This window comes from Stenotrophomonas sp. STEN038, from assembly GCF_056759895.1.
The window spans coordinates 27230-38819 of sequence record NZ_JBRRDW010000020.1 but is presented as its reverse complement, the minus strand read 5'-3'; the positions used below and the strand labels follow the sequence as shown (position 1 = coordinate 38819).

The following is an 11590-nucleotide window of genomic DNA, read 5'->3' as shown; positions in this document are numbered from 1 at the left end:
CTGGCGGTAACAAGCCAAAAGCTCGCTTGGCGCGCAATGCTGTTCACCAGATCATTTGAGTAACCGGAATCCGATGCCAGAGCGCTGGCATCGGATTTTTTGTTTTGTGGGAGCGGCGTAAGCCGCGAAGCACGCACACCATCAGCTGGCGGAGTGCTCGGGCACGGATCGAGCAAGGTCAGCTTCGCGGCTTACGCCGCTCCCACAGACAAGCGCCGGGTCGGTGCTTCAGTTGTTTCGCTGAGATGCGCTGCATTACATGTAGTACGGGTATTCGCTTTACTCAGGGCGAGCCTGATTCGGCCTGCAACCTTTCACTGCATTGGCACGTGCGCGACATGTTATTTGCCCTTCGGCGTTTACCGGTAAACGTGCGCTGATCCGAGCCTTGAGCAACACACGCTCCTCAGCGGCCATTGTCGCGAGCGTCGAGCCGACGCTTGGCGCGCCGAGCGCGGTGGACCAGAAGTCTTCGAAATCGACAAAGGTGCGGGAGACCACGATTTCCCGGGTTTCAATCGCCTCCAAACCAGCGTCGCTCCACAACTCCTGCAATACCTCGATCCGTGAGGCCTCAGGGCTGGGCGGCGAAGGGACTGCATGGCCAAGCCCACGCATCTCGGCCAGCAACATCTCATAGGGGAATCCGCCACCTAGCATATCCCAGGCGTATGCGGCGACGGTCCCACCCGGGCGCACCACGCGCGCCATTTCAGCGACGCCGCGAGCGGGCTCGGGGACAAAGAAAATCACCAGCGGCATCACCGCGACATCGAAGGCAGCATCCGGGTGGGGCAAGGCCATAGCATCGCCTTGCTCAAACACTGCCGCCTGCAGCGTTGGCTGCGCACGTGCATAGGCAAGTTGTTGCTGGGATGGATCTACGCCATGCATCGAGCTGGGCGCGCAGCGCCCGATCACCATCCCGGTGAAGGCACCGTTGCCGCAGCCGACGTCCAGCCATAGCTGACGCGGTGCAGGAGCCAGCCAATCGAGGAATACCTCGCCGGCAAGCTGGCTCCACACTCCCATGTAGCGCTCGTAGGCAGCGCCGTCGCGAAAGCGGATTTCATTGGTCGTCATATCAAGCCTCAGAGAACACAATCAGCGTAGCGGAAAGATAGAGCCCCAGCCCGAACACCGTATGCGTGGCCACGCTGCGCAGGCAGTTCTTCAATGGCGTTGGCGTCTTCGATGCCATGAACCCCGCGCCCATCGCGGGCTGCATCACCAATAGCGGTGCCGCTACGGTCGCTACGCCTACGGCCAAGGCGGGTAGCAGGGTGGGGCGATGCAACCAGGACGGGCCTTCAATCGCCAGCAGCAAGGCTGCGAAAGCGATGCCAATGGCATAGTGAATGCCCCAGCCAAGCAATCGCTCGCCGGGTATGACGGCAGCGTGTCTGATGCTGGCATGGGCGACCGTGCCTCCGGCCAGGTGTCCAGCCCAGCGCCCGAGCAGTGCGTAGTCGAGTGTGGCCACGCCAAGCCGTTTGAGGGTCTGGGTCCAGGCATCCATCACGATGGTCGCCCCGATTCCAACCAGTACCATCCGCAGCACATCCATCCACGTCATGTCGGTTCCTTTGCTGTGACCCATCTGTTTCCCCGGACATGCTAAAAGTTGAAGTCAACTTCAAGTCAAGGGTCTCTGCGATGGATATCGCCGAAGTCGCCCGGCGAACAGGACTGCCGTCCTCCACGCTGCGGTTTTACGAAAACAAAGGCCTGATCGTGGCAAGCCGCGCCGCAGGCGGGCGACGCCACTTTGCGGCTGACGTACTCGACCAATTGGCTCTGATTGCCTTGGGTCAGGCCGGCGGGCTGTCGCTGGATGAGATCCAGGTGATGCTGTCGCCGCAGGGGGCTCCGCAGGTTGATAGGGCGCTGCTGCTGGCCAAGGCCGACGAGATCGATGCAACCGCAAAGCGCTTGCGCGCGATGGGCCAAGGTCTGCGTCATGCGGCAGCATGCCCTGCGGTGAATCACGCCGAATGCCCGACTTTCCGGCGCTTGCTCAAGGTCGCCGCCGCTGGACGGCTGAAGCAGGACGCCGCCAAGCTGAAGCTGACAAGACGCAGTGCGCGGGCCGTCAGTTGATTGGCTCCGCGCTTGCTCAGTGCGTGTTGCCCTGAAGACGGCGATACTTCCGGCAATGCGCGCCACTTCGTTGCCTGGTTGGCGGTGGTGTTCTTCAGCCTCACCGAGCGCAACGGCTGCTTGAGATCGAGGCCAGCAGCTCCCGTTGCTCCATCTGGGTTGCGGTCCTCGGGGCCTCCCGCCTGGCTTCAGCGGAACGTTACATTGACCGTGGCGGTGGCAGAGAACGGGCCCAGTTTTGCGGTGTCGTCGGTCCATATCAACGAAGCGAGGAAGTCGTAGTTCATCAGCGTGTTGTTTACCGGTCCCAGCGGGATGGCTTTCTTCAACTGGATGAAGTTGCCTGGCGTATCTGCGTGGGATAGTGCAATGCCGAAGCCGCCGTTGAGTTTTGGCATGATGAAGCTGCCATCCTTGACGATGTTGAGTGTGCTGATCGAGGCGACCAGCATCCGATTGCTGCATTCATTGCCTGCGCCGGGATGGGTCATGTCGACCTGTATCTGGAAGGGGATCTGGGACTGGATGTTGCCTTTGTTGATGTCCGCAACCGGGATGCGGCCAAAATTCACCGTACTTCCCGAATTCCCGATGATCGTGATGTTCGGATTGCAGGCGATGAAGTGGATCTGCCCAAGTCCAGAAACACCTGCGCGGAAGTTCGAGTTGGGTATGGTGTTCAGGCCACCTTCGCCATCCACCTGGAATAGATCGTAGACCCCCCAGTTGTTGATTTGTCCATTCTGGGGGGGCGGGCTGCCTGTCGCCTTGATGTAGATGGAGAAGGTGACGTACAGCACCATCGAGGTTGCACATCGCTTTGCCCTGGCGTTGTTCCAGTACATCTTGCAGTTCGGTCGGTTTGCTGGCGGCACGGTTCCTCTGCCTGCCAGCATTCTGATGTCGCCCCCGTTGATGTTGTGGTCGACGTGCTTGATGGTCACGCCAACCTCGATCGACGGATGGATCTGCGCAACGGTTCTGTCCGGGTGCCAGTAGAAGAATGCGTCTTCCCCTTGCGGTGCGCCTTGCGCGTCCACGCAGCGGAAGCTCACGGTGTAGTCCTCCGACCGCCACAACAGCCGGCCACGCACCGCGTCTCCCTTGGAAATCACGATCTCGTCGCGTAGTGGGATGACCTGGTTGATCGACTGTGTCATGGCTTCCTTGCATGACAGCGCCCACGCTGCGTTTGGCAGCACCAGCAAAAGCACCAATACTGAAAATCCCTTGAGTAATGCTTTCTTCATCGTCAGTTTCATTGTGTTTGGCCTGGCGGAACGCAGCGCAATGCGATGCGCCGGTAACCAGGCAGCGTCATGTTGGAGGGACTTGCCTGGACCTGCCCCAGGCGCATTTCGCAGCGCTGATCAGGTTTCGCGCCCCAGCGGACGGAGAGCCGGTCGCCAAGGTGCACTCCGCTGACGAAGATCTCGCCATTGGGGCCGGCGATACCGCGGCTCAGACCATCGCTGTCGAATACGGTGGCGCCGAGGGGTACCCGGATGTCCTCGACCAGGATGGGGTGGATCATCAGGCTGATACCACGACGGGTCTCAAAGTCCACACGCGTCAGTGCGCCGCGGGTTGGGACGACGTTTCTGGAAGTCCTGCTGGCATCGATGTCAGCGCCAAGGTCATCGGTGCGCAGGGCCACCCGATTGGTGCGATAGGCGCTGACACCACTGACCAGGCCATAGCCGCGCCGGTCCAGGCGGACGCCGGACTGGTTCTCCAGGCCAAGCCCTGCGCCGTCCTGTGCATGCACCAGCACATTGGTACGGTGCAGCGACTGCGCGAAGGTCAGGCCATTGCGGTGCAGAACCCAACCGCCGCGTAGCCCCCAGTTGATCTGGGAGTAGCGGTCTGCAAGGGTGCCGCCGATCGTGGCGACACCCTTGCTGCCCATGTAACGCAGGTTTGCCGAACCGGTCTTGCCGGTATCGGATCTACCGATATTCAGCCCGTATCCCAAGCGGTCGCCATCCAGCAGCGAGCCATTCATACCGGACTGGTAGCTTGCGCCGCTATTGCGTGAGTGGCTGTAGGAAGCAGAACTGCTGCTGCGGCGCAGTCCCAGGCGGTCCAGTGGCAGCGAAAGCGTCAGCCCGAATGAACGGTCGGCACGGTTGTAGCGCCCTTGGCTATGCCTGAAGTACGTGCCAAAGCTCACGGCGCCAACACGGCCGTTCAATCCCAGTTGCAGTTCGCGCTCCCGTTCATTGGCACCCCAATAGTTCTGGTTGTTGTAGCTGGCATTGAGCGAGTAGTCGTCGGATATGTGCTGGTTCAGCGCGATTTCCAGACGGTTGCGTTTGTTGTGGTAGCGCTGGCTTTGGATCAGATGCTGCTGCGGGTGTGTCCACGGCGCGGCCTGATCGGCGTATTCGACCTGGTCGTTGTAGCTGGTTTCGTAGTAGCCGTGGCGCCATTGCGCACGCTCCGCAGAGGCGTCACCGAAATCGTAGTAGCCGGAGGTAGAGTAGCGATGCCCGACCAGACGGAACTCCGTGCCATGTGCATTCAGCGACTTTGAGTACAGGAAACGGTAACTCTGACCGTTGCTGACCTTGCCCTGGGCCAGATGGGTGCGGGCATGGATGACATCGATGGAGGCCGAGCCAATTTTGCCCAGGCTTTGGGCGGCACCAACCGCCAGAGCGCTGTAGTTGGCGGACAACAGCAGGCCGGCATAAGGTGTGGTGTTTGATGCCAGGCCTCGTGCTGCAGTGGCCTGCACAAAGCGCGGCTGGTAGTGGTCGTAGCCATTGCGCAGTTCGCCGCCGCTGAATTCGTAGTGCACCAGACCCGGTCGCAGCATGGTCTCCACCGCGGAAAAGGACTGCTTGTAGCGTTGCAGCGAGCCATCGGCTTCGACAATGGAAACGTCCAGTTCGCTGCTCAGGCGATTGGGTACGATATCGTCGATCTTGAAAGCGCCCGGTGCCACGTTCAATGCATAGATGAGGCTCCCGTCCTGACGGATCTCCACGCGTGCGTTGCTGGCGGCGATGCCGCGTACCACGGGGGCATAGCTGCGCTGGCTGTAGGGCAGCATTTCATCGTCGTTGGATATCTGCACGCCGCGAAAGCGTACGCTGTCAAAGACCCCATATGCGGTATAGGTATCACCAAACGTCAACCTGCTGTGCGAGGAGCCTAGATCGGTCTCGGCACGGAAGCCCTGTGTTGTCCAGTGTGTTCGGCTGTCATTGTTTGATCGGTTGGCACTGGCTGTATGACGGAAGCGCCACATACCTACATTGAACGTGCTGTTGATCGACGCAAAAAAGTAGTCATCGCGGCGCTGATATTTGTCGTCGTTGTGCGCGCCATTGAGTGCGTAGTCGACCAATAGTGCGTTGATGCCCTGGTCGCGCAGCGCCTTTGGAATGTGGCCGCGTGGCAGGTTATGCAGGTGCACCTGGGGTACACGTAGATCGAGGCGCTGCTGGTTGCCGTTGTAGCTGACGCGTGCGTCAGGAATGGAATGGGCAAGTTCAAGGCAGTCAGTTGCATCGCTTGCACCAGTCTCCACATCCTCCAGGCGGATGCCCCACTGCTTGAGGCGGCTGCGCGAAAGGCAAGGTTCGGTCTGGCCGGACCGGGACGCAGTAAACACGATTGCTTCGCGAGCCACCTCATTGCCATTGAGATAGATGGCGAACGGATAGGTGCCAGGCAGGATGGCGCCAGGGCTGGACAGCGCGGCGACATCGCCGTGGCTGGTGCCGGCGCGTAGAAAATCCATGTTGAAGTTTGCTGCAGCAACTGCGCTGCCGATGCTGAAGGCATTGAGGGCAACCGCCAGTGGTGCCAAGCGAGGGGCAGCACTTCCCCGCCGCGGGCTTACACGGATTCTGCGAAGCATGAAGGAAATCGCGAAGTTGATCGGAGTTTTGCTCAGGACCGGATTGGCACATCGGTGATATCGCTGATGCCGCCGTAGTCGTTGATGTAGCCAAAACGCAACGATTGGGAGGCGCCAAGGTTGAGCTTTGACAGCGGGACCGAGAGCGTCTGGCCGGGCGCAATCATGTCCAGCTCGATATCGTTGCCGATGCCCGCGGTTGGCTGCCCCTGTAGATGCGAGAAGGTGATATGCATCGGGCTGTTGTTGCGAACCTCCAGGCATTGGTCGTTCGTGCGCCACTGCAAACTACGGGCGGCTTCATCAAGTGTCTGGTCGAGGCCAAGCGGCCGATAGAACAGCTTGATACGGGTACGGATGGCTACCTGCAGAACGTTGTCGGCTTCCGCAGTGGGGGGGATTTCCTGTACGTTGATCCACAACAGCGACTCCGTGTTGTCTGGAAGCCCGCTGCCGGCGTAGATCGTTCGGACCACTGCCTGCTCGCCTGGCGCCAATTGCATCAGCGGAGGTGTGATCACCATTGGCAGGTCCTTTGGGATCGCGGAGTCGTCACCGTCGTCCAGCCAGGTCTGAACCATATATGGAAGGCTGCTTTTGTTGGAAAGGGTCATCGCGGCAGACGCGGACTTTGCGTCATAGATAACGCGTGTGGTCTGCACTTGCACTGCTGCCTGGGCTGCATGCGGTGAGGACAGGCAGAGCAGCATCGCCAGGGCGATGCACCAGTTCATCGGCGGGCAGTTGGGGGCGTGCATGAAAGTCATCGGGCTTGCTTTGAGGTTCGGTGATGCGCGAGCGCTCAGGTGGATAAGCCGCGGGGCTGCCAGCGACAATGCGTCATCAGCCCCGCGGACAGCATCAGCGGTACTCGATCGAGAACGTCGAGTTCGCGTCGGCGATGCCAGCACCGACGTCCTTCTCGAAGGACTTGTAGCGCGCCTTCAGATTGACGGTTGCCTTGCCGGTGGCGGCAACGGTGACCAGCGCCGGGTCAACCAGGTCCTGGTTGATCGGAAAAACCTTGTCGTTGTTGTCCAGAATCTCAATGCCAACGCCGGTTGCCTTGCTCACCGCAAGCAGTTCCGGATGGCCGGCTGGCGTGGTGCCGTCAAAGCGCAGCGTGTAGGTGCCGGCTTCGCAGTTTTCCATATCGATATTGAAGCTCTTTGGCGCGGAAACATCGCCAGCCTCCTTGAACAGGGTGGTCGGGAAAGTGCCGATGGTGACGGTCTGGTCCACGCTGGCCGTGCTTACGTCGCAGGTGGATTGGACGATCTCGCCCTTGAAGGTGATGGAGCCCGATGCTGCCTGGGCTGCTGATGCCACCAGGCAGGACAGTGCCAGCGCCAATGCGGCGGTCTTGGCGACGTTGGTGTTGATGAAGTTCATTTGGTTTTCCTGTTTGTTGTGAGGGGCGTCGACACCGTTTGTGCGTTTGCAGCGGAGTGTTGTTTGCCCGTAGTTATGCCTGCAGCGCAATCGATGGTTGTGCAAAATGGGCGTACGACGAGGACAGTCAGGCGGTGCTGGCAGTCCTTGCACGTTGGCGATGCAGGCGTGGGGGTTGGCCCATGCGCTTTTCTGCATGAGTGGTTGGGAGGGGCTCACTCCAGGTGATGCGAGCAAGCGCGGTGGTGAAACAACTTATGTGGTGAAGCAACCACCTGCGTCGGTGGCCACCTCGCTATTGCCGGAGCGGCGCAACGCGCAACGCCCTACCTGCGCTATCGCGCTGGATGGCGACGAGATGGATTTTTTTCAGCCAGAGTGCCAGTTGGTTGAAACGCGGCTGCGCGGAGTTGTTGGTCAACCCGCGATGGAATTGGATTTGCGCGATGCACACTGTTCAGCGCAAATGCTCGGCAACTCGAATGCGGACCTCGTGCGCTTGCGGAGTGTCTGGCTGTGACAGGGAGGGGCTGTATGCCTGGCCTGGAGCTGCCAGTGAAAGTGGCAGTGAGTACTCCGGCCGTGCATTGAATGCTCGTGATTGATGGTGCTGATATGCCTTGAAGCTTCGAACCGAGCCGAAAATATTATGTTGCTCGGCTGATCCAGGCTGTAGGTATTCCCCAGTGCGTGGGCGGCGATAAGTGATGATGCTGCGGGGAATTTGCGCTGCCCCCTTTCGGAAGTGCTGCGGGAATGCATTTCGAATGCCGTTGTTGATCGCGTGGGTACGGCAAGGCATTCACGTTCGGCGCGGGGGAAATCGTGAAGCAGGCTGTCGCGGATCGTCGCCCGTTCTGGAAATGAATAGGCGCTGCAGGGTGCAGATCCTCGCATGCATGTATGGCTAGGAAGCAGGCTCATCCGCTATGTTGTGGTTGAGTGACGCGTTACGGGCTACCTGTGCGATTGCCAGCTGTCCTGTACCTGCTCGGATAGCGTTGGGTTGGAGTGTGATCTCCGTCGGCCGAAGCACGCTTGCGTATTTGAGCGCTACCGGATGCTGGACGCCATTGCGATGTGTCACCGCGCTGTAATCGTTTTCCCTCGCCATGGCCTACACATGGTTTTCACTTCAGCGATGTCCGCTGTACTGCATGATGTTGCTGCGTGATCCGTGGAGGCAATGCATCAGGGGGAAGTGCAATGCTTTGGGACGAGGCTGTTGAGCCGTCTCCAGGGAGGGGGAGATTGACGGATTTGTATGTGCAGTTGCAGGCAGTGTTGGACGCGTTGCCGCAGATGGCTGCGATGGTTCACGATGGCGTGCCCGTGCAGGCCAATCTGCGTTGGCGTGAGTTCTTCGGCAATGATGCGGCGCTGGGAAGTTCACGTGATTGGCTTGAGCGTGTGCATGCCGATGAGCGTGCGCTGGCGATAGCGGGCTGGCGCGAGTTTCTGCTGCGTGGGCATGCGCCCGCATTTGAATGTCGTCTGCAGGATGAGGCAGGCATCGAACATTGGTTCGAGGTGCGCTTGGGGAGCCCTGCAGCGGAGGTTCCGTTGCAGGCGGTAACGATGACCGATATCAGTGCCAGGCGTCGCCTGCGTCATTCTCTGGAGCAGAGTCTGGATCTGCAGGACCGGATGCTGGATGCCAGCATGGACTGCATCCAGGTGATAAACAGCGATGGCACGGTGCGGCATATGAACCGCTCCGGCTGCTTGGCGTTCGGGCTGCCGCAGGACGAGCGCAGGTTCGGAATGCAGTGGGCCGAGCTGTTGCCTGCGGCCTTTCGCAACAAAGGAAAGCGTGCGTTGGCGCAGGCCGCGGGTGGGCGGGCGGCGCGCTTTGCGGGCCAGACCGGCAGCGAAGGCGCGCTTACGCAGTTCTGGGACAACGTCCTCACCCCGATGTTTGACGGGCAAGGGCAGGTAAACGGCATCCTGTGTGTCTCGCGTGATGTCAGCCGACAGCAGCATGCCGAGCGGCGCCTGCGGATCGCCTGCGAGATCGATGAGTTGACCGGCTTGCCAAATCGACGTTCGTTCAATCGCAGGCTGCGGCTCAGCTTGCAGCGCCAGCGTGAGTGCCATGGCACGTTGGGGTTGATGATCATTGACCTGGACCACTTCAAGCACGTCAACGACACGTTAGGGCATTCGGCTGGCGATCATCTGCTGCGGGTGCTGGCCAAGCGGGTGGCCGCACACGTTTCCGACACGACCCTGGTCACGCGCCTGGGTGGCGATGAGTTCGCGGTGGTAGTGGAAGATATTGCCGGTGAGGCCGAGTTGCTGCAGGTTGCCGAAGGCATCAGTTTGCTGGCCGAAAGCTCGGTGACCTTTGCCGGGCAGGTGATCAATACCGGCATGAGTATTGGTTGCGCCATGTACCCACGCGATGCCTGTGATCCGGCCGAGCTGTTGAAAGCAGCCGACACCGCGTTGAACGATCTGAAGGCCAACGGGCGCGGCGGGGTGCGTTTATACAGCCGGCGGTTGATGGCCATCGCCGAGCAGGCGGCAAATCAACGCTTGATGGCGCGACAGTTGGTGCGCGACGGTGGGGTGGTGCCGCACTACCAGCCGAAGGTGAACCTGCAGGATGGTCGCGTCGTTGGCTACGAGGCATTGCTGCGCTGGCCTTGCGTAGAAGACAAGGGCATCGGCGAAGACTGCCAGCTTGATGAGGCCTTTCGCGATTACGAGCTCGCTTCGCGCCTGGCCGAGGCCATGCATCTGCAGGTGCTGGCGGATATCCGTGCGTGGCAGGCGCAGGGCCTGCAGGTGCTGCCGATCGCGATCAATGCCGCGCCGGTGGAGTTCCTCCGTGACGATTTTGCCGAGATCCTGCTGGAGAAGCTGCAGCGTTTTGCCGTCGACCCGGTGTTGATCGAGCTGGAGATCACCGAGCAGGTACTGACCGATCGTGGCTCTGCTTTCGTCGCCCGTGCGCTGGGTCTGTTGAAGGACGCCGGCATGCGCATCGCGCTGGATGATTTTGGTACCGGGCATTCTTCATTGGCACATCTGCGCGACTACCCGATTGATGTACTCAAGATCGATCGCAGTTTCGTCGCACGCATGGTCGATGAGCCATCGATCCGCGCGATAGTCGAAGCGGTCGGCAAGCTTGGACCGAGCCTGCGTCTGGATCTGGTCGCCGAGGGGGTGGAGAACGCCAGCCAACGGCAGATCCTGATCGAGGCTGGTTACCGGATTGGCCAGGGCTTCCTGTACGACCGCGCGGTCGACGCTGCGCAGGTGGCGCAGCGCTTGCAGGGGGCGCCGAAGTTGTCGACGGCGTAAGTATCAATCGGCCTGGTTGTGCTGCGCCTCCACCAGCCGCAGCCAAGCCTGCGCCGCAGCGGACAGATAGCCGCCGCGACGCCAGGCCAGCACCATTTTCCAGTCCAGTTCCGGCGCATCCAGCGGCACGATCACGACATCCGCACGTGGACGTGCGTTGGCAATCATGCGCGGCAGCAGGGCCACGCCCAAGCCGGCTGCGACCAGCGCGACGATGAAGTCCGGTTGCCCGCTGCGGGTGACTTCGCGAGGGCTGAAGCCACGCGCCTGGCAGGCCTGGATGATGTGGCGGTTCAGCAGGAAGCCCTTCTCGAACAGCACAAAAGGCACCTCTGCCAGATCCTGCAGCTGCAGGCTGGCCGAGCCCGCCAATGGGTGCTGGCGCGGCAGCAGCGCGACCAGGGGTTCGGTGCGCACCGGTTGCCAGTCCAGGTCGTCGGCGACCGGCAGCAGGCTGGCGGCCAGCTCGATCTCGCCGGCGCGCAGGCTTTCCTCCAGTGCCTCGCTGCCGCGTTCGAGCACGCGCAACTCGATCTGCGGGTAGAGCTGGCGGAAGCGTGCAAACACCGGCGCGAACAGGATGTCGCTGCCCAGCGAGGCCAGGCCCAGGTGCAGTTCGCCGCGCTGTAGATCGCGCAGTTCTTCCAGTTCCCGCAGCATGTCTTCGCGTTCGCCGAGCAGGGCCAAGGCGCGCCGATAGACGATCTGCCCGGCCGGGGTCAGCCGCACCCCATTGCGGGAGCGCTGCAGCAGCACTTCACCCAGTTCGTCCTCCAGCTGGCGGATGGCCTTGCTGATGGTTGGTTGGGTCGCGAATACCGCTTCGGCGGCCGCTGAAAAGCCGTCATGGCGGACTACTTCCACCAGCATGCGTAGCTGTCTGATATCCATTCTTAAATGGAATCCATTGGATGC

At 60.9% G+C, this 11590-nt stretch carries 10 protein-coding genes; 3 read left to right on the top strand and 7 right to left on the bottom strand.

What is annotated here, in order from left to right:
- Positions 1 to 279: 279 nt before the first annotated feature.
- Positions 280 to 1083: a class I SAM-dependent methyltransferase gene (locus tag ACVOLS_RS10155; RefSeq protein ID WP_481545521.1), complete on the bottom strand. Its 804-nt coding sequence runs from the start codon at positions 1081 to 1083 to the stop codon at positions 280 to 282.
- A 1-nt stretch (position 1084) separates the two neighbouring features.
- Positions 1085 to 1576 (bottom strand): DUF2938 domain-containing protein, encoded by a 492-nt coding sequence (locus tag ACVOLS_RS10150; protein ID WP_481545520.1) that lies wholly within the window; start codon positions 1574 to 1576, stop codon positions 1085 to 1087.
- Positions 1577 to 1656: 80 nt separating this feature from the next.
- Between ACVOLS_RS10150 and ACVOLS_RS10145 the strand changes: the two genes are divergently transcribed.
- The gene (locus tag ACVOLS_RS10145; protein WP_481545519.1) at positions 1657 to 2100 is read left to right on the top strand and encodes a helix-turn-helix domain-containing protein; all 444 of its coding nucleotides are present in this window, start codon (positions 1657 to 1659) and stop codon (positions 2098 to 2100) included.
- A gap of 188 nt (positions 2101 to 2288) precedes the next feature.
- Here ACVOLS_RS10145 and ACVOLS_RS10140 read toward each other — a convergent pair whose 3' ends face one another.
- The 4 genes from ACVOLS_RS10140 to ACVOLS_RS10125 form a co-directional block, all read right to left on the bottom strand.
- Positions 2289 to 3362, bottom strand: coding sequence for a fimbrial protein (locus tag ACVOLS_RS10140; RefSeq protein WP_481545518.1), 1074 nt, complete (start codon positions 3360 to 3362; stop codon positions 2289 to 2291).
- Positions 3359 to 5851: a fimbria/pilus outer membrane usher protein gene (locus ACVOLS_RS10135; protein ID WP_481545517.1), complete on the bottom strand. Its 2493-nt coding sequence runs from the start codon at positions 5849 to 5851 to the stop codon at positions 3359 to 3361. The genes ACVOLS_RS10140 and ACVOLS_RS10135 overlap by 4 nt, the downstream gene beginning before the upstream one ends.
- A 152-nt stretch (positions 5852 to 6003) precedes the next feature.
- Positions 6004 to 6729, bottom strand: coding sequence for a fimbrial biogenesis chaperone (locus ACVOLS_RS10130; RefSeq protein ID WP_481545516.1), 726 nt, complete (start codon positions 6727 to 6729; stop codon positions 6004 to 6006).
- 103 nt (positions 6730 to 6832) lie between these two features.
- A complete protein-coding gene (locus tag ACVOLS_RS10125; protein ID WP_481545515.1) occupies positions 6833 to 7363 on the bottom strand; it encodes a fimbrial protein in 531 nt (176 codons plus the stop codon).
- Between the two features lie 196 nt (positions 7364 to 7559).
- On the opposite strand from ACVOLS_RS10125, the gene ACVOLS_RS10120 reads away from it, so the two are divergent.
- On the top strand, positions 7560 to 7883 hold the full coding sequence (locus ACVOLS_RS10120; RefSeq protein WP_481545514.1) for a hypothetical protein: 324 nt from the start codon (positions 7560 to 7562) through the stop codon (positions 7881 to 7883).
- Between the two features lie 731 nt (positions 7884 to 8614).
- The gene (locus tag ACVOLS_RS10115; RefSeq protein ID WP_481545513.1) at positions 8615 to 10675 is read left to right on the top strand and encodes a putative bifunctional diguanylate cyclase/phosphodiesterase; all 2061 of its coding nucleotides are present in this window, start codon (positions 8615 to 8617) and stop codon (positions 10673 to 10675) included.
- A 3-nt stretch (positions 10676 to 10678) separates the two neighbouring features.
- Here the strand turns inward: ACVOLS_RS10115 and ACVOLS_RS10110 are convergent, their stop codons facing one another.
- Entirely contained in the window at positions 10679 to 11566 is an 888-nt protein-coding gene (locus ACVOLS_RS10110; protein ID WP_481545512.1) for a LysR family transcriptional regulator, read from the bottom strand.
- Positions 11567 to 11590 lie beyond the last annotated feature (24 nt).